The following is an 18733-nucleotide window of genomic DNA, read 5'->3' as shown; positions in this document are numbered from 1 at the left end:
GCATAAGTCGTAGCATATACACAGTAAAAAACAGCCGCATTATAACGACTCACACCGCACTTCGATAGCGCAATCAGCTGACAGCAGCGCATATTGCTCGTAGAATAGCGGCCAGCCTATCAACATCCTAAGACTATTTTATGCCTAACCCTTGGACAGATTTTTTTAACCGCTTTGCCCCAGTCAAAGCACCTGCAAGCACCGACAGCAACGTTGTTTGCCTACTAGACCACTACGGTCTATTAGCCACCCAAGGTTTAGATGCGGCAAAATTTTTGCAGGGGCAAGCTAGCTGCGATATTAACGCGATTAGTGCAGAACAGGCCCACTACGGCAGTTTTAGCAGCCCCAAAGGGCGCGCCTATGCGCATTTTTTAGCCAGCAAAAATAGCGCTGATAATTACCTGCTGCGGCTACCCCAATCTATTCTCGGCGGCACTCAACAACAGCTAGCCAAATACCTAGCCTTTTTTAAAGCTCAGCAAATCGATTGCAGTGCCGAGTACAGCTTGCTAGGCCTCAAAGGCCCAGCCGCCAGCGCCAATATACGCAGCTGTTTTGGCGACTGCCCCAGCCAACCATTGGCCAGCATCAGCGCAGCCGATTACAGTATTATTGCCATAGACCCCAGCCAAGAGCTCTATGAATGCTGGATTAAAAACAGCGTGCTGGCCGACTACTGGCCCCGCCTTAGTAATGGCCTACATTGCGCCGATAGCTCGCTCTGGCAATTACAATTAATACGCCTAGGTATAGCAGAGCTTAGTGCCAGCAACGTGGATCAATATATCCCACAAATGCTTAACTACCAGCTAACTGGAGCTATCAGCTTTACCAAGGGCTGTTTTACCGGCCAAGAAATCGTGGCACGCATGCAATACAAAGGCAAAGTCAAACGCCGCCTGTACCGCATAGCACTTACCGGCTCTGCTATCCTTACCGAGGGCATGGATATAATCAACAACAGCACTAACGCGGTAGTAGGCCAGATTATTAATATCGCAGCTAGTAAACCCAACACACAAGAAGCCTTAGCGGTGCTTAACATTGACCCCAACCAAGAGCAAAGCCTGAGTGTAGTCACGGAACAGGCAACGACAGCTGTCACGATGCTAGATTTGCCCTATGCTATAAACTAAAGCACTGTTGCAATCACCCATGCCACAATTACCAGCCAGTATTAAGAATAAATAACAGGAAAATACATGAGTACAGTAGCCGAACAAGTTCGAGACGATTTATTAGAAGCCATCGCCAACGATAAAATTGTTCTTCCCACCTTGCCTGAGGTTGCCCTGCAGGTAAGAGAGATAGCAGCCGACCCCAATGTTAATGCACAAAAGCTGGATAATATTATCAGCAACGATGCCGCACTCACCGCCAGAATTATCAAAGTTGCCAACAGCCCCTTGCTACGCGCACGTAATCCTATAGAAGATTTAAAAATGGCGGTAATGCGCCTAGGGATAGATTACACCGCCAACCTAGCCACCGGCCTGGCCATGCAGCAAATGTTTCAGGCCACCTCCGATACCGTTGATAAATATATGCGCGAGGTGTGGGCAAAGAGCACAGAAGTGGCTGGCATTAGCCATGTGCTGTGCCGTCACTACACCAAACTCAAACCCGACCAAGCCACCCTTGCAGGCCTAGTCCATAAAATTGGCGTATTACCTATTTTGACCTATGCCGAAGATAACCGCCGCCTACTAAGAGATATCAAAGTATTGGACGAGGTCATCGCCAGCATACACCCGCAAATTGGTCGTAAAATATTAGAGACTTGGGATTTCCCTGAAGAGCTACAGCTGGTGCCTGAACAGCATTTGAATTTTGACCGCAATGTTGCACAAGTGGATTATGCCGATATCGTAATGGTAGCTAACCTGCAAAGTTACATAGGCAGTGACAACCCCTTAACACAAATGGATTGGACCCCGATTAGCGCCTTTCAACGCTTAGGCTTAGACCCTGAAGTCAACGCCCATGAGGCCGAAGACCTTTCAGCAGATATGGAAGCCGCTATGGCGCTGCTGCAATAACTGCACTGGGCAACCCCCGGTAATCCTCCCCCTCTATGGCGGCCATCACGACAGTGTTGCGCCGCCGCATTTCTGTTAACCCATCACTTGCACTAAGCCAGCGCTTTAAAAAGCTAATGACGCCTGCGCCTCATTCAGCTGCCACTGCACCGGCTCACGCCCCTGCGCTAGCATATAGCGGTTAGCTTGCGAGAAATGGCCGCAACCAAAAAAGCCTCTGTAGGCCGATAGCGGTGATGGGTGCGCTGCCTGTAATATCAAATGCTTAGTAGGGTCTATCAAGGCTGCTTTTTTATGGGCGTAAGCCCCCCACAAAAAAAACACCACACCGCTGCGCTCAGTGCTGAGGGTGCTAATGACTTTATCGGTAAAAGTTTCCCAACCCCGGTTTTGATGTGAGCCCGGCAAACCCTGCTCTACGGTTAACACACTGTTTAACAACAGCACGCCCTGCTGGGCCCAATCGTTCAAACAGCCGTGCTTAGCAATGGGAATCTGTAAATCCTGATACAACTCTTTGTAAATATTTTTTAAGGAGGGCGGCACTGCCACCCCGGCAGGCACCGAAAAACTCAAGCCATGTGCTTGCCCCGGGCCATGGTAGGGGTCCTGCCCCAAGATAACCGCTTGCACCTTATCAAAAGCACAGTGTTCGAAAGCATTAAATATAAGCGGGGACGGTGGATACAGAGTTTTACCTAGCTGCTGTTGCTCAGCGAGAAAAGCGCACAACGTTTTAAAGTATGCACTCTTCAATTCAGCGGCTAAGGGCGATGACCAGGACGCTGGCAAGCTAGCAGCTAAGGTTGGCTTATTACACATAAAAACTCACACGGTAGACGTAGCTAAGGTAGCACTGACCTCCTCAATAATACCTTGTAAGTCATCTATTCTCACGGGTTTACTGACAAAACCATCCATACCCACTTTATTACAAAGCTCCATTTCATCACTCATGGTGTTGGCGGTTAAGGCATAGATACAAACATGCTCGTTCACTTCTTGCTCTTGTTCTTGCTCACGTATAGCTGTAGTAGCCTCGTAGCCATCGAGTATAGGCATATGGCAATCCATAAAAATCAGATCGTAAGAAAACTGCTTCCACATTCTTATAGCTTCACGACCATTGGCAGCAACATCAATACTACAACCTAACTTTTGCAACATCCGCACAGCGACCTTTTGGTTAACCACATTATCCTCGGCGAGTAACACCCGAAGATTACGCAACGGCGTCAGCTTAGCACTAGTGGTGGCTACGTCTTTAAAAGGTGTGATAAAGGATTTTTGCAACTGCTCTCCCGTTAAAAAAGCCTCCCTATCGTGCAGTAAATCCAGCAAGCTTTGTCGTAACTGTAATTCTCTCACTGGTCGCGACAAATAACCATCCACACCCATTTCCCGCAAACTCTCGCCTTGGTCTTCCTGCTTGGAAGCTAACATGAGGATAATTAACTCAGGAAAGTTACAGCGCAACTCGGCGGCAAAATGCACTACCCCACCCCGCCCTAAGCATTCATCCAATATAATAATATCGGTTTTCTTCTGTTGTGCTAAAGCGGTCTTGGCAGTATCCAGCGTTGGATAGTAGTGGGTGTTCGGCGTCCAACTCAAACACCATTTTTTGGTTATCTGGTAGGCCGCTGTAACATCACCCACCACCATAATATGCGCCGCTCTTAAGCGTGGTAACTGGGTTAAATAATCGTCTTTAGCCCGGTGTTTATCGGCAGCGGCATCGGGCAAGCTTAGAAGTAAGTTAAAGGTTGAACCCTGATTCAGCTCACTGGCCACTTCTAGCCGCCCACCCATAAGCTGGGCCAATAAATTAGATATACTCAACCCCAAACCCGTGCCACCGTATTTGCGGGTGGTGGAACTATCAGCCTGGGTAAATTCTTCAAACACATGGGCTAGTTTATTTTGTGGTATACCAATGCCAGTATCATGCACAGAAAAAACCATGTGGTTTAAGCCTTCGCCATTGCGCTTATTACTAATATCCACCAGCACACCGCCACTATCGGTGAATTTAATAGCATTACTGATAAAGTTCATCATCACCTGACGTATGCGGCCGGGGTCACCTGTCACCCACTCAACCACATTGGGGTTAATGTATAACTGCAGGTAAATAGACTTCTCTATAGCTTTAACTCGCATCACATCAACTAATTCTTCAAAGCTGTCACGCAGGTTAAACGCTATGGGTTCCAACTCCATTTTGCCGGCTTCAATTTTTGAGAAATCTAAGATGTCATTAATAATCGTCAGCAACGATTCGGCTGAGCTTTGTACCGTAGTTAGGCTGTCCCTTTGCTCCTCATTGAGTTCGGTAGAGGACAAAAGCGATGACATGCCTATGACCCCATTTAAGGGGGTTCTAATTTCATGGCTCATGGCGGCCAAAAATTGCGATTTTGAGCGCGCCGCTTGCTCAGCCTGATCTTTAGCTATGGTTAACTCTTTGGTGCGGACAATAACACGCTGCTCTAGCAAATCATGGGAGCGAGCCAGCTCGCCATCCCTATCTTGCACCTGTTGCAGCATCTCATTAAAAACTTCTGTTAACTGCCCTATTTCATCGTGGCTGCTTACCGGCACGCGCACCGTATAATCTCCCTCGCTAGAGACTCTTTCGGCTGCCTTGGCCAACTCTTGTATAGGGCGGATTAATAAGCGCTGAAACCAACTGGCCAGCAATACCGAGGCGCTAATGGCCAGTAAACCCAAAAATAAATTAGAAAAAATCATGGTGCGTAGGTTTTGATACACCGAGGACATGTCATAACTCAATAAGATGGTACCCACCTTATCGTGATCTAACGTTATATGCTGATAGAGTTTGAGATAGTTACCATCCTCATAATAGCCGGGCGCTTTAACTGCAGGGATGGGCATACCTTCCACGCTGTCTTGCTGATAATCAGCGAAGAGCTGGCCATCACCATTATAAATAACTGCCATAGTGACATTGCTAAGCATCTCTAATGACTTTAAGGACTCTTTAGCACTGAAAGGCTCATCGAAGACAATAGCCGCGGTGTTATTGCTGCCTACCACTTTAGCGTGGCTTTCTAATAGGCGCCTAACCTCCTCTTGGCTTTGCTGATAGTCAAAATGTATCCCCGCCACGGTCACTAATAAAATAGCTAATGAGGTGGTCACCACTATCAGCAAATTCAGTTTTGCGGCCACACTGCGACTGCTTTTTACGTCGCTCATATAACGCACAATCCCATTAATGAATTCCTAATCACACCAAACTCCCTAACTACCTTTCATTTATTGTTATGATTGAGTATCTGTACATTATATCCACAATGCCATTAACCATCAGTATAATTAACTTTAGTTATTTAACCCTTAAAGTTACCATGCCCGCTAAAACGCTAAACACAACACATAAGTGCCTGATTTATAGAGCTTTCAATATTCACCCACCATTAAAGGTGATGCCTATACTTAGCGCAAGTATTTATAGCAGTTATCCCTTTTGTTTATCGGCTTTTATGAAGATTTAGTCATAGTGGTAAATGGCAGCAGTTGCTAGGCGCTGCTATGCTTAATTAACTCTTAAGGAAAATGATATAGGGCATCTCCAAGGGAGACTCATCCAGGTCTTGAGTAATAACCATTGAGCATGCGTATACGGAGCCATAGTATGGCTCCGTTTTTTTTGCCTGAAAAACCCCCACAAGTAATTATTGCTTAGCCTGTGCGTCAGCAAGCCACAAACAAGGATGTGAACAAATGACATTACTGCAAGGTTAGGTAGCGGCCAAGGAAGGTGGTCCGGGGAGATGCATTAGACAATGCTGATACCGTTTATGCTTATAGGTAAAATGCCTAACCCCGAACATGGGACGGCAACCTAGGCCCCCATCCCTACCCAAACACTGTCCTTGGCCGCGTTGAGAGATGTTACAGATTCAATAGTGCAATTAAGCCACTACAGTCATAGCACTAAACCTTTGTAGCTTAGCCAACACCCGCCATAAAGCCAAACTATCAAGCCATTGCAGCAAGACTAAATAAGGATAAAACGCTAGCGGCTAATACACGCAAGTACTAGCGTCGGCCCGCACATTGTGGCGAGTCGGGGGCAGCAGCCTGTTGTTGCCACTCCTCGGGGGTATAGGTGTGTATAGCCAGCGCATGTATAGGCCCCGCTAACTCACCAGCCAATAACGCATAAATTTGTTGATGCCTAGCAATTGCGCGCTGACCAGCAAAAGCCTCTGCCACCACGACTACTTTAAAATGCGTTTCGGAATTAGCCGGCACACTGTGCATATGGCTTTCATTGTGCACTTCAAGGTGGCTAGGTTTGAACTGCTGATTTAATTTTTCGCGCAAAGTATTTTCAACGGACATTAGCTATACAACCACATCATTATTAACAATGCTCTAGTATATCAGCGAATCCCTCTCATGGTATCGACACCATACTCATATAAAGACAACCACTGCTCCAGATCATGAATAGGTATAGGGCGGCAAATAAAAAAACCTTGGCCAAAATTACAGCCCAACTCGGCTAATGATGCAATTAAGCTGTAATCCTCTATACCCTCAGCCGTGACCTCCATGCCTAGATTGTGCGCCAGCTGTATGGTGGACTTTACAATAATCTGATCCTGCTCATCGCTGAGCATTTGGGCAATAAACGCTCTATCAATTTTTAGCGTGTTAATAGGCAAGCTTTTTAAGTAGGCCAGTGAGGAATACCCTGTTCCGTAATCATCTATAGCGAAGCGTACACCCATAGCCGCCAGCGCATTGATAACGCTACGCCCTTTGTTGGGGTCGGCCATCAAAGTGCTTTCGGTTATCTCTATTTCTAAAAAGCGCCCTTCAACCTGGTACTTACGCAATAAGCAGGACAGTCGATAAACAAAGCTGTCCTCACTGATATTTCGAGTGGAAACATTGACTGATACGGTGTACTCCTTGCCCTGGCTGCGCCACTCTTTTAGCTGTTTAACCGCTGTCTCTACCACCCACCATGTCATAGGTTCTATAACATCAGTCAGTTCTATTAACGGAATAAACTCGCCAGGTGGAATTAAGCCATGCAAGGGGTGGTTCCAACGCACTAAGGCCTCAAAACCCTTGATAGACCTATCATCTATGCGGGTAATAGGTTGGTAATACAAAACCAGCTGCTGATCGCTAATAGCATTGCGCATCTCCATCATTAGCGACAAGCGCCGTACCGAGAAATAATCATCCTCAGCCTGATATATCTCAACATCTTTTGATAGCTCTTTCGCTCGGTACATTGCCACATCAGCACAGCGCAATAAGGAAGAAAAACCATCCCCATGCTGCGGATAATGGCTAATGCCTATGCTGCCACCTATACATAAATCTAAACCATTAACATGAAATGGTACTTTCACTGCTTGTATCATTGCTATAGCCACATCTAAAAGGCCAGACTCGGCACCGCTGTTATAGGGAATTAACAAACCAAACTCATCACCACCCAGCCTAGCCAACAATGCTTCACTACCCTCTACACAAGCCTGTAACCTAGGGCCTGCCAACGCTAGTAACTCATCGCCGGTTATATGCCCCAAGGTATCATTTATCTCTTTAAAACCATCCAAGTCTAAAATAAATAAGGCTAGCTGCTGCCCTGCCCGCAAACCATGAATCAACTCATCGCAGTATTCACTAAAAAAACGACGGTTAGGCAATTGCGTCAACTCATCGTGCTTAGCTTGATACGCCAGCTCTTGAGTCTGTTTAACGCGTAGGCTGACATCGCTGTTAATGCTGTATATATGGCTTAGGGATTTATTCTCTATGCAGGCACTATAATTAGACGATATCCACGTGCTCACCCCTAAATAGCAATGCTCATTAACACTTTCATCTAGGGTAAAGCCATGGCTAATTAGCTGCTGGAAATGTGCCACAGATTCCTGCTCATCGATCACATCAACAAAGCGTTTGCCTATGATATTGGTCTCATTTAACAAACCATAAATATGCAAATAAGCTTGGTTGCACTCACCAAAACGGGCATATTGCTTTAAATAAGTCAGCTGTTCGGTAGCCGATAAGGTCAGAGGCATGGCTGGCTCGATATCCAATACCACCATACCGCAACGGCTTTTTTCTATTAGCTGCTGATAGTGCTGATAGCGGCGGCTAGCTTTAAAATTGACTTGATATTGCTCTACCTCCAAACAAGCTCTAGAGGTAAAAATATTGAGCAAGGTTCGGACCAGGGCCAGCTCAGTCATAGCGGAGGAGTGCATTAAACTAATTACCCCTATACAGTCGCCATCGGCATTCCACAGCGGAAAATTAAACATAGCACTAATAGGTTGGTGAGCCAGCCATACACATTGGGGGTAATGCTCTGACACGTTATTGGGATAATAATGAAAGCCGCCCTGTAGTGCAGCAAAGGGCGAATGCTCTATAGGTGCTTGAAAGCCATGCTCCAGCGTACCATCATAGCTGGCGGCAACCACGGTAAACTCGCTCTGGCTAATACTGGCTACTATAGCCACATCAATAGTTAGTATGCGACTAAGAAAACGTACTAACTCACTAAAAAAATACTCACCTGGCTGGGCCAGTATGGTTTTCGAAATCTCCAGCACATCGGCTGGGTAGTCACTCTGCTGTTTAACCTGCTTCATTACTACATCAAATCCCTTTAATGTTCCGCCACTCAATTTAGCCACCCATTTTACGTAGTAGTCGTGTGAGTCTAAGACAAAAATATCTGGGTTATAACCGGTATCCGTAAAACGACAATCTATAGCAAAGCCTAGTATGCTTTCAAAATAATTGCCATGCGCGTGGCCAGTGAAGTCTACTAGGTAGTCAGCCAAGGCTTGATAAGACGATTTATTTATAACTGTAGGCGTTACATATTCAAATAAATCGTAAAACCCATCGCTGGCCGCAATAAGCTTTGAGCGAGTAAGAATCTGTTCTCGCAACTGATCCGGATCAGCCGATATGTCCAAGGGCTGATCAAAGCCATACTGCAAGGTAATAATAGACGAATCATCGATAGTGAACGGCGCAAGCAAGGGACGACCTCAATAACAACAGAAGTAAGCGCTATACTAGATCAACCCTAGTTTTCAACCAGTACATTTAACAACTGATAACAGTGCAAGGCAAAAACTGTGCAGCCAATCACAAAAACCTATAAGTACAGTTACTGATGGCTACACTAGCGCCGCACACAAAGCGTGCAATATGGCTACTAGCTCTTCTATACTAGAGCCATTACTCAGTATTAAGAGCCAATAACAACTATGGACCAGCAACAACCCCTATACGATGTCTACTTTACCGGTAAGCTAGTCGACGACATCAGCCCCGAGCAGGCGCAACAAGCCGTGGCACAGCTGTTTAAAACCCAGCCGGCTAAAATAGCTCACCTCTTTAACGGCCAAACCCATATTCTTAAACGCGGCTTAGCTAAAGATGCTGCGCTTAAATATAAAGCCGTGCTACGCAAAGCGGGTTTATCCATATTATTTAAAATGAGTAGCGATGCCGCCGCTGCGGCCCCACCTGTAACCGCCACAACAGCGAACGCGGTTGTGCCACCAACTACCGCCGCCGCTGAGCAAGGGACGCTGACTATCGCCCCGGTAGGCAGTGATGTACTGGCCGCTCACGAACGGCGGGTAGTAGCGACCGCTAATATCGATACCAGCAACATCAGACTTAGCTCGCCTTTTTTAGAGACTATCGAGCCCGCCAGCGCCGTTGCACCAGCGCCACCCGACACCTCCCACATCAGTGTCGCCGAAGTAGGCGCCGATATGCTCAGCGAGCCGCGGCCCGAAGCAGTGCCCCTACCCCTAGATATAGACGACATCACCTTGGCGCCGGCAGGCGCGATATTAGAAGAGCTACATCCGGACTTGCCTGAGCTTAATCCCGACATTAGCGGTATTAGCCTGGCCCCTGCCGGCGCTGACTTGCTAACAGAGAAAAAACCCAGTGCGCCGCCCGCGCCAGACACTTCGCACCTCAGCCTAAAACCCTAAGTCGGCAAGCTTAGCGACACTGGGTGCGCTGATAGTATTCTGCTACTATTGCGCGCCCAGCGATTAAGCCAGAAGCCATCTGCTATGAACAACACGCTCAGTTCCGCCCCTAACGCCGGCCTAGTCAAACGCTTTGCCGCCATGCTTTACGATACCCTACTGCTTTTTGGCGTGCTGTTTACTGCCACGCTTATCCCCGCCCTGCTACTCAGCGGCAGCCAGCAGCAAAACGCCAATGGTGATGTAGTTCATGAGCTACATCCACTGATGACAGGGCTGGCTTTCCAACTGTATCTGCTATTCATAGTGGTATTATTTTTTAGTGTTTTTTGGCGTAAACAGGGCCAAACACTGGGCATGCAGGCCTGGAAACTGAAACTGGTTAATCGCCACAACCAAGCACCCACCATCAAAGAGTGCCTACTGCGGCTGCTGTACGCGACTATCTCTTTTGCCTGTTTAGGCATGGGGTACTGGTGGCTGTGGATAGATAAAGAACAGCTTACTTGGCACGACCGCTGGTCAAAAACCCGCGTTTTGCAACTCAGTAAAACGCAGTAACAGTCGCGTAAAGAAACCTAACAGGGCGGACCTAAGCCGCCCTGCGTAGTAGCAACACCCCGAATAAGGCGCACACCACTATCGGTATGCCCGAGGCATAAACCGGCTCAAAGCCGTATACCAGGCTGGCGGGGCCCAACATATCTTGGGTGGTTCTAAACACTATCCCCACCAACACGCCTACAAACACGCGAAAGCCCATAGTCACTTCACGCAAAGGGCCAAAGATGAAGGAGATAGCCACCAACACCAGCGTTAAGGTGGAAAGAGGCTGTAGCACCTTCTTCCAAAACGCCAATAAGTAAGAGCCATTATTTAAACCCTGCTGTTCTAAATAATGACTATAATCCCACAGACCCCGCACGGATAAATCCAACGGGTCTAACACCAAAATACTCAACAACTGAGGTGATAGCTCGGTTTGCCAAACTCTAAAAGGTAAATGTTGGGTTTGCACGCGGCCATCAACAAAACGGCTTTCGTCTATATCTTCCAGCAACCATTGGCCCTGTTGATAAATAGCTCGCTCTGCCTGCGTGGCCACTAGCAACTCTCTATTGTCGCCGTACTGGTAAATTTTAATACCGTATAACACCCCGTTGGGCTGTACCACATCAAAGTGCATATAGTGGCTGCCCTCTCTATGCCACAAGCCTTCCCGACTCACCACATTAGCATCGCCACGCAGCGCAATACCGCGCTCACTTTTGGCTATGCTTTCGGTATGGGGGGCCACATATTCGCTGATCAAAAAACCCAGCGCAGTAATCACCAGCGCGGGGCGCATTACCATCCACAAAATACGGCCAGTAGACACGCCGGCACTGCGGATCACCACCAACTCGCTGTTATTGGCCAGCGCGCCTAAGCCCGCCAAGCTACCCACTAACGCAGCAAAGGGCAAAAACTCATAAACATCACCCGGTACCGAATACAGCACAAACTTTAGCGCGGCCCAAAAGGTATAACCGGCTTCGATGTTTTCCATTTCATCGATAATAGAGGCTATAGCATCTAAACCTAGAATGACTACCAACACCATTAAAATAGCCGAGCCTACTATCTGACTAACATAGCGATTAAGCTTTTTCATGGGCGGCCCGCCTTAGGCGCGCGTAAACTGCGCCACCAGTTACCGCCATACAGCAGCACGATAGCCATAGCCAAAAAGATAAGATGCACCCACCACATACCCCAGCTTAAAGGTAAGTCACCTTTTTCAACGGCATCCCTTGCAGCATTCAATGCCACGATATAAATAATATAAATTAAAAACGCGGGCAGCATTTTGACATAGCGCCCCTGCCTATGCGTGGTTTTGCTCAACGCTAACGCTATTAGGGAAATAATGGGAACTAATATCGCCAAAGAAATACGCCACTGTAAAGCCGCCTGATCGCGGAGGTGATTTGATTCAATTAATGCCGATAAAGGTAAGGCATCCGCTCTTTCACTTCGACGCTTGCGCACCTGCCGCTCTTTTAAACGCTGACCATATTGGGCAAATTCGGTGATTTGAAAATCACTCTCGCCGGGCTGGCCCTCATAGCGACGGCCATTTTCCATCACTAAATAACGGGCATCGTACTGTTCGGGTATATCTATATAGCCCTGCTCGGCCAAAATCACATGGTGCTGTACGCGGCCGTCATCGGAGATATGCGGGTCGGCAGTGAACACCTCTTTCATTAATTTTTTGTCGTTGGTAAAGGATTTAACATAGGTTACCCTGCCGGATTTTTGATCGACCCGAAACCGACCCGACACCACCGATTCCAAGCCACTACTGGCTTCTAAGCTATCAAAAATACCATTCACCTTAGCAATACCGGCGGGGCTAACATAGAGGCTGATATACCCCACTAGCAAGGCCAAGCAGCAGGCTGGTGCCAAGGTATAGGCCGCTAGGCGACTAACCGACAAGCCACAGGCCGACATCACCGTCATTTCGCTATCCACATATAAGCGGCCATAGGCCAGCAATATGCCGATAAATAAACCCAGAGGCAGCACCAACTCTAAAAAGCTGGGCACGCGAAATAACATAATACTCAGTAACACATCGGGGGAAAGATCCCCCGCCGCCGCTTCGGCTAAATATTTTACCAAGCGACCGCTCATCACTATGACCAATAAGGTCAAACTTACCGCAAAGGTCGAAGTAAAAATTTCACGACTTAAATAACGAAATAAAATCAAGCTAATTGGACCCTTGTACGCCTCTAGGCTGTTAACTGCAGCGATGAACAATTACACTAGCACGCAGCCGTAAGCGCCGCAGCTGCCAAGCATGATAATTATGAAGCGGCATTATCTATCAAACAATCAAACTTGTCTTGTGAGTATATATATGACTGTTAATATTAAATCTATAGCGCAACCTGAACTTCACAAAAGCGACTGTTTAATTGTTCCCGTATACACCGATGGCAAACTGAGTAGTGCCGCCCAAAGCCTAGACCATGCCGGCCATAACAACCTCACGCAGCTGTTAAAACGCGGCGACATCAGCGGCAAAGCCGGCGAGGCCTTACTGCTACCCCATGTTACCGGCATTAAAGCCCAGCGCCTGTTGCTACTAGGTTGTGGCGATAACAGCGAGATTAGCCCCGCCGACGTTAAAAAAATCATCAACACCCTGTTGGAACAACTTAACAACGCTCACATCAAAAGCGCCACCTTACTCTCTGAAAGTTTATCTGTCGCTGGCCGCAGCCCAGAATGGCTCAGCGAGCAAATTGCTAGAGCCATAGCCCTGAGCAGTTATAGCTACAACGCCACCTTAAGTAAAAAACCGACCAAACCCAGCTTTAAAACGCTAACTCTGGCGCAAAAACCCAACGCCAAGCTCAAATCCGCCGCCGCTACTGGCAGCGCAGTAGGCTTAGGGATGAACGTCGCCCGCGAACTGGGCAACCTGCCGGCTAATATTTGTACCCCCAGCTACCTCGCCAAACAAGCCAAGAACTTAGCCCGCAACAACAGCGCTCTAAAAACCACCATTCTTGAAGAAAAGAAAATGCGCGAACTGGGCATGGGCTCATTACTATCGGTGACTGCCGGCAGCAGCGAGCCCGCCAAATTCATTATCATGGAATACCAAGGAGCTGCTAAAAAACAGCAACCCCATATCTTAGTCGGTAAAGGCATTACCTTTGACACCGGTGGCATCAGCCTTAAACCCGGCGCCAAAATGGATGAGATGAAATACGATATGTGTGGTGCCGCCAGTGTAATGGGCGCGATGAACACACTGGTAGAACTGGCCCTGCCTATCAATGTGGTTGCCATTATTGCCGCCGCCGAAAACATGCCCAACGGCAACGCTACTAAACCTGGTGATGTCGTCACCAGCATGTCAGGGCAAACTATAGAAGTACTTAATACCGATGCTGAAGGTCGCTTGGTATTATGCGACGCGCTTACCTATGCCGAGCGCTTTAAGCCGCAGTCGGTGATCGATATCGCCACGTTAACCGGTGCCTGCGTAGTTGCGCTAGGCTCACACGCCACCGGCCTATACAGCAACCAAGATGACTTTGCCGCCGAATTGATCGCCGCCGGTGAAGCTAGCGGTGACCGCGCTTGGCATATGCCACTGTGGGATGAATACCAACCCCAGCTCAACAGCAACTTTGCCGATATCGCCAACATAGGTGGGCCAGAAGCCGGCAGCGTCACTGCTGCCTGCTTCTTATCGCGTTTTACCAAAGCTTATCGCTGGGCGCATATGGATATAGCTGGCACGGCGTGGGTCTCTGGCCCCAAAAAAGGCGCTACCGGCCGCCCCGTGGCCCTGCTTAGTCAATACTTAATCAATAAAAGTTTAATTAATAAAAGCCAAGGCTAAAATCAGCCCATGACCAAGATAGACTTTTATGTGTTAGACCACGAGGCGGTGCAGCAACGCTATTTGTTTGCCTGCCGCTTGATAGAAAAAGCCTATAGGCTGGGTAACGCCGTATTTGTTCACGGCAGCAGCCAGCCGCAATTAGACAAGCTGGACCAGATGCTGTGGTCTTTTCGTGCCAACAGCTTTTTGCCGCACCGCTACTACCCTCTAGCAGAAGGCCAGCCGCCGCTGGCTGAAGGCGAAATTATTTTAAGTACAGGCCTGCCACCCGAGTCTTATCACGATGTAATGATTAATCTGTCGAATCAGGTGCCGGATTTTTTCAGCCGCTTCCAACGGGTTAGTGAAATCGTGGTGCAACACGAAAAAATTAAACAAGCCACGCGCGACAACTTTCGCTATTATCGAGAGCGTGGCTACGAAGTTAAAACGCATCAACTAGCGCAATAAGCTCTTTAAGCCACAACAACAATAAAAATAACATCTGATTGAGGTAAGCCATGCAAAACATAGGCAATCCGCAACAAACGCTTTTAGTTGAGCTAGAGTCCATCATTGACATATTGGACGACGCCGAACCCGTCAACAACACACTCTTGGGCTTAAAGGCGCACAATGCCAGCGCGGCCGATATACCGATGCTAGAGGATGTAGTCATCGATCAGCAAAGCAGCCTAAGTGAAAACGTTGGCGCAATCGATAACATCGCTGCTAGCACCCCTAGCCTATTCGACCTAGATCGTATTTTTAGCGATCCAAATGACAACGCCGCCGAGACACGACTCGACAATGACCTTAGCGATCTCACCCCACCAATAAACCAGCACAACGAAGACGAGCAAACCGACTTATTCCCCTTGCTGGAAGACATACTACCCACAGCTACAGCAGCAGCCATTCCCAAGCCTAATTTCAACCCCAACAACCCGCGCAACAGTAATTACCACAGTAACATCCCCTTAATCGTGCAAGAACTGGTGGACGAGATGATCCCCGAGCTGGAAGCCCGCCTGCGCACGCAACTGTCGCAACTCGCCCCAGAGATGATTCGCGAATTAGCCGAAAAACACCTCAATAAGTAACGAACGCCCCCTATTTACGGTTGGGGCGAACCCTATCTCACTGTATACTGGTCGGCTTTAAACCGCGCCATACTATGCAGTAACGCCTCTTCTCAGCTGCGACTGCATCTCCGGCCCCTAGATACAACCTTGAGCATAGATATTACGCATGGATAAAACCTTCCAACCCGCCGACATTGAAACTAAGTGGTACCAAAACTGGGAAAACAGCGGCTACTTCAAGCCCTCCGGTAAGGGCGACCCCTACTGCATTATGATTCCGCCCCCCAATGTCACCGGCAGCCTGCATATGGGCCACGGCTTTCAAGAAGCCATTATGGATGCGTTAATCCGCTACAACCGCATGAAGGGTAAAAACACCCTGTGGCAAGTGGGCACCGACCATGCCGGTATCGCAACCCAAATGGTGGTAGAACGTTTATTAGACGCTGAAGGCGTCACCCGCCACGACTTAGGCCGCGACAAGTTTTTAGAAAGGGTCTGGGAGTGGAAAGAAGAATCCGGCGGTAACATCACCCAACAGCTACGTCGCTTAGGTGCCTCACCCGATTGGAGTCGTGAACGCTTCACCATGGACGAGGGTTTTTACAAAGCGGTACAAGAAGTCTTTGTGCAACTCTATGACGACGATCTCATCTACCGTGGCAAACGCCTGGTTAACTGGGATCCGAAACTGCACACCGCCATCTCTGACTTAGAAGTGTTGTCAGAAGAAGAACAAGGCCACATGTGGCACTTCAAATACCCGCTTACCGATGGCTCTGGTTATTTGGTGGTTGCCACCACCCGCCCCGAAACCATGCTGGGCGATACAGCGGTAGCAGTGCACCCGGAAGACGAACGCTACAAAGACTTGATCGGCAAAACCATCATGTTGCCGATAGTGAATCGCGAAATACCCATTATCGCCGACGATTATGTCGACCCTGAATTCGGCACCGGTTGCGTTAAAATCACCCCAGCCCACGACTTTAACGATTATGAAATGGGCAAGCGCCACAGCCTACCCATGGTTAACGTATTAGACGACGACGCTGCCATACGCGCCGTGGCCGACGCCTACCGCATGGACGGCACACGCCTAGAACAGCAAGATAGGCCACTGCCCGAGAGCTACCACAAGCTAGATCGCTTTGACGCCCGCAAGCAAATAGTCGCCGAGTTTGAGAGCTTAGGCCTGCTAGTCAAGATAGACCCACATACATTAAAAACCCCCCGCGGCGACCGCACCAACGTGGTTATCGAACCTTATCTCACCGACCAATGGTATGTAAAAACCCAGCCTTTGGCGGATGAAGCCATTAAATCGGTAGAGAGAGGTGACATTAAGTTTGTTCCGCAACAGTATGAAAACATGTACTTTTCTTGGATGCGCGACATACAAGATTGGTGTATTTCACGGCAGCTGTGGTGGGGCCATCGCATCCCCGCTTGGTATGACGACGCGGGCAATGTTTACGTAGGCCGCGACGAAGCCGAAGTACGCAAGAAGCATAATTTAGGCGATATCAACCTCAAGCAAGACAACGATGTGCTAGACACCTGGTTTAGTTCTGGCCTGTGGACCTTCGGCACCTTGGGCTGGCCTGAGCAAACCGACTTTTTGAAAACCTTCCACTCCACCGATGTGCTAGTGACTGGTTTTGACATTATCTTCTTCTGGGTAGCACGCATGATTATGCTGACCCTGCATTTCAAAAAGGAAGTGCCCTTCCACACCGTTTATGTGCATGGCCTAGTACGCGATAGCCACGGCGCTAAAATGTCTAAGTCCAAGGGTAACGTGCTAGACCCTATAGACTTGATAGACGGCATCGACTTAGAAACCCTAGTCACCAAGCGCACTGCCGGCATGATGCAGCCGCGCTTGAAAGAAAAGGTCGAGAAGCAAACTCGCAAAGAGTTTCCCGATGGCATTAACGGCTACGGCACCGACGCGCTGCGCTACACCTACTACTCGCTGGCCTCTACCGGCCGCGATATTAACTTTGATGTTGGCCGCATCGAAGGCTTCCGCAACTTCTGTAATAAAATCTGGAACGCCGCTAACTACGTGTTAATGAACACCGAAGAGCAAGATTGCGACCAGGACAATGACGGCGGCTACGAGCTATCACTAGCCGACCGCTGGATTACTAGCGAGCTGCAAAAAGTTGAGCAAGCTGTTGCCGACGGTATCAACAGCTATCGCTTAGATTTAGCGTCACAAGCTTTATATGATTTTATCTGGAACGAGTACTGCAGCTGGTACCTGGAACTCTCCAAACCGGTACTATGGGACGACAACGCCAGCGCCGCGCAAAAGAAAGGCACCCGCCGCACCTTGATACGCGTGTTAGAAGCTATATTGCGCCTAGCCCATCCGCTAATGCCCTTTATTACCGAAGAAATCTGGCAGCGTATTAAAACCCTCGCTGGCGCCCAAGGGGAAACCATTATGCTGGCCGCCTACCCAGAGGCCGACGACAGTAAAATCGATACGCTAGCCGAAGCCGATATTGCTTGGTTAAAAGGCGTGATCGTGGGCATACGTAATATCCGTGGCGAGATGAACATCTCACCCGCTAAGCAGTTGCCGATATTCTTTAAAAACGGCTCAGCAGAAGACCAGCGCTGCCTCAATGGCAATGCACAATTCCTCAAAACCCTAGCCAAGCTAGAGCACATTACCTGGCTGAACCCCGGTGAAGAAGCGCCCATGTCTGCCACAGCGATAGTGGGTGGCATGGAAATTCTTGTACCCATGGCAGGCCTTATCGATAAGGAAGCCGAGATTAGCCGTTTAACTAAGGAAATCGATAAGCTAGCAACAGACTTGGCGCGTATCTCGGGTAAGCTCAACAATCCTAAATTTATGGATAAAGCCCCAGCCGATGTCGTTGCCAAGGAAAAAGAAAAGCAGGCCGCTCAGCAACAATCTGTCGACAAACTAGAGCAGCAGCTGCAAAGCATTAAGCAACTGTAAAGCCAGCAAGCACGACAAAAAAGGCGATACCTCACGGGTATCGCCTTTTTTTTGGGTAATATTTACATTTCAGTCCGTATACGCCCCAGAAGCTAGATAGAAACTAGACAGAATCGATTTTGTGTCGATAATGTTGGGTGGAGTAACATCTATAGACGCCAGTTGTGCATAAACATAATAAATAGCAACTGAGG

At 48.4% G+C, this 18733-nt stretch carries 14 protein-coding genes; 8 read left to right on the top strand and 6 right to left on the bottom strand.

Features of this window, described 5'->3' with window-relative positions; all coding sequences use genetic code 11:
* The first annotated feature begins 140 nt into the window (after window positions 1-140).
* Complete coding sequence (gene ygfZ, locus B067_RS0110005) at window positions 141-1139, top strand: CAF17-like 4Fe-4S cluster assembly/insertion protein YgfZ (protein WP_019529945.1); 999 nt, start codon at window positions 141-143, stop codon at window positions 1137-1139.
* A gap of 66 nt (window positions 1140-1205) precedes the next feature.
* Window positions 1206-2042 (top strand): HDOD domain-containing protein, encoded by an 837-nt coding sequence (locus B067_RS0110000; RefSeq protein WP_019529944.1) that lies wholly within the window; start codon window positions 1206-1208, stop codon window positions 2040-2042.
* 105 nt (window positions 2043-2147) lie between these two features.
* Here B067_RS0110000 and ung read toward each other — a convergent pair whose 3' ends face one another.
* The 4 genes from ung to B067_RS21255 all read right to left on the bottom strand — a co-directional run bounded on the left by ung (window position 2148) and on the right by B067_RS21255 (window position 9103).
* Complete coding sequence (gene ung, locus B067_RS0109995) at window positions 2148-2864, bottom strand: uracil-DNA glycosylase (protein WP_019529943.1); 717 nt, start codon at window positions 2862-2864, stop codon at window positions 2148-2150.
* 6 nt (window positions 2865-2870) lie between these two features.
* Complete coding sequence (locus B067_RS0109990) at window positions 2871-5267, bottom strand: response regulator (RefSeq protein WP_019529942.1); 2397 nt, start codon at window positions 5265-5267, stop codon at window positions 2871-2873.
* An 846-nt stretch (window positions 5268-6113) separates the two neighbouring features.
* Window positions 6114-6419 carry a BolA family protein gene (locus B067_RS0109985; RefSeq protein ID WP_019529941.1) on the bottom strand — a complete coding sequence of 102 codons (306 nt, stop codon included), beginning with the start codon at window positions 6417-6419 and terminating at the stop codon, window positions 6114-6116.
* A gap of 41 nt (window positions 6420-6460) precedes the next feature.
* Entirely contained in the window at window positions 6461-9103 is a 2643-nt protein-coding gene (locus B067_RS21255; protein ID WP_019529940.1) for a putative bifunctional diguanylate cyclase/phosphodiesterase, read from the bottom strand.
* A 231-nt stretch (window positions 9104-9334) separates the two neighbouring features.
* Between B067_RS21255 and B067_RS21250 the strand changes: the two genes are divergently transcribed.
* Together B067_RS21250 and B067_RS0109970 are read left to right on the top strand one after the other, a co-directional pair.
* On the top strand, window positions 9335-10078 hold the full coding sequence (locus B067_RS21250) for a hypothetical protein (protein ID WP_019529939.1): 744 nt from the start codon (window positions 9335-9337) through the stop codon (window positions 10076-10078).
* 84 nt (window positions 10079-10162) lie between these two features.
* Entirely contained in the window at window positions 10163-10639 is a 477-nt protein-coding gene (locus tag B067_RS0109970; protein ID WP_019529938.1) for an RDD family protein, read from the top strand.
* Between the two features lie 31 nt (window positions 10640-10670).
* Here B067_RS0109970 and lptG read toward each other — a convergent pair whose 3' ends face one another.
* Window positions 10671-11732: an LPS export ABC transporter permease LptG gene (gene lptG, locus B067_RS0109965; RefSeq protein ID WP_019529937.1), complete on the bottom strand. Its 1062-nt coding sequence runs from the start codon at window positions 11730-11732 to the stop codon at window positions 10671-10673.
* Window positions 11729-12838 (bottom strand): LPS export ABC transporter permease LptF, encoded by a 1110-nt coding sequence (gene lptF, locus B067_RS0109960; RefSeq protein ID WP_019529936.1) that lies wholly within the window; start codon window positions 12836-12838, stop codon window positions 11729-11731. Before lptF ends, lptG begins: the two co-directional genes overlap by 4 nt.
* Window positions 12839-12989: 151 nt before the next feature.
* On the opposite strand from lptF, the gene B067_RS0109955 reads away from it, so the two are divergent.
* From B067_RS0109955 to B067_RS0109940, 4 genes are all read left to right on the top strand, one after another.
* The gene (locus B067_RS0109955) at window positions 12990-14489 is read left to right on the top strand and encodes a leucyl aminopeptidase (RefSeq protein WP_019529935.1); all 1500 of its coding nucleotides are present in this window, start codon (window positions 12990-12992) and stop codon (window positions 14487-14489) included.
* 9 nt (window positions 14490-14498) lie between these two features.
* Window positions 14499-14942, top strand: coding sequence for a DNA polymerase III subunit chi (locus tag B067_RS0109950; RefSeq protein WP_019529934.1), 444 nt, complete (start codon window positions 14499-14501; stop codon window positions 14940-14942).
* A 50-nt stretch (window positions 14943-14992) separates the two neighbouring features.
* A complete protein-coding gene (locus B067_RS0109945) occupies window positions 14993-15574 on the top strand; it encodes a hypothetical protein (RefSeq protein WP_019529933.1) in 582 nt (193 codons plus the stop codon).
* Between the two features lie 148 nt (window positions 15575-15722).
* Window positions 15723-18539 (top strand): valine--tRNA ligase, encoded by a 2817-nt coding sequence (locus B067_RS0109940; protein WP_019529932.1) that lies wholly within the window; start codon window positions 15723-15725, stop codon window positions 18537-18539.
* Window positions 18540-18733 lie beyond the last annotated feature (194 nt).

The organism is Dasania marina DSM 21967 (assembly GCF_000373485.1).
Lineage (GTDB): Bacteria > Pseudomonadota > Gammaproteobacteria > Pseudomonadales > Dasaniaceae > Dasania > Dasania marina.
Note: the sequence above shows the minus strand (reverse complement) of the source record. Positions and strands in the feature narration are given on the sequence as shown.

Excerpts from the sequence above, each read along its gene's own strand:
- B067_RS0109940 (WP_019529932.1), top strand. The coding sequence starts at position 15,723 with ATGGATAAAACCTTCCAACCCGCCGACATTGAAACTAAGTGGTACCAA.
- B067_RS0109990 (WP_019529942.1), bottom strand. The coding sequence starts at position 5,267 with ATGAGCGACGTAAAAAGCAGTCGCAGTGTGGCCGCAAAACTGAATTTG.
- B067_RS0110000 (WP_019529944.1), top strand. The coding sequence starts at position 1,206 with ATGAGTACAGTAGCCGAACAAGTTCGAGACGATTTATTAGAAGCCATC.
- B067_RS0109945 (WP_019529933.1), top strand. The coding sequence starts at position 14,993 with ATGCAAAACATAGGCAATCCGCAACAAACGCTTTTAGTTGAGCTAGAG.
- ygfZ (WP_019529945.1), top strand. The coding sequence starts at position 141 with ATGCCTAACCCTTGGACAGATTTTTTTAACCGCTTTGCCCCAGTCAAA.
- B067_RS0109950 (WP_019529934.1), top strand. The coding sequence starts at position 14,499 with ATGACCAAGATAGACTTTTATGTGTTAGACCACGAGGCGGTGCAGCAA.
- B067_RS0109970 (WP_019529938.1), top strand. The coding sequence starts at position 10,163 with ATGAACAACACGCTCAGTTCCGCCCCTAACGCCGGCCTAGTCAAACGC.
- B067_RS0109955 (WP_019529935.1), top strand. The coding sequence starts at position 12,990 with ATGACTGTTAATATTAAATCTATAGCGCAACCTGAACTTCACAAAAGC.
- ung (WP_019529943.1), bottom strand. The coding sequence starts at position 2,864 with ATGTGTAATAAGCCAACCTTAGCTGCTAGCTTGCCAGCGTCCTGGTCA.
- lptG (WP_019529937.1), bottom strand. The coding sequence starts at position 11,732 with ATGAAAAAGCTTAATCGCTATGTTAGTCAGATAGTAGGCTCGGCTATT.
- B067_RS21250 (WP_019529939.1), top strand. The coding sequence starts at position 9,335 with ATGGACCAGCAACAACCCCTATACGATGTCTACTTTACCGGTAAGCTA.
- B067_RS0109985 (WP_019529941.1), bottom strand. The coding sequence starts at position 6,419 with ATGTCCGTTGAAAATACTTTGCGCGAAAAATTAAATCAGCAGTTCAAA.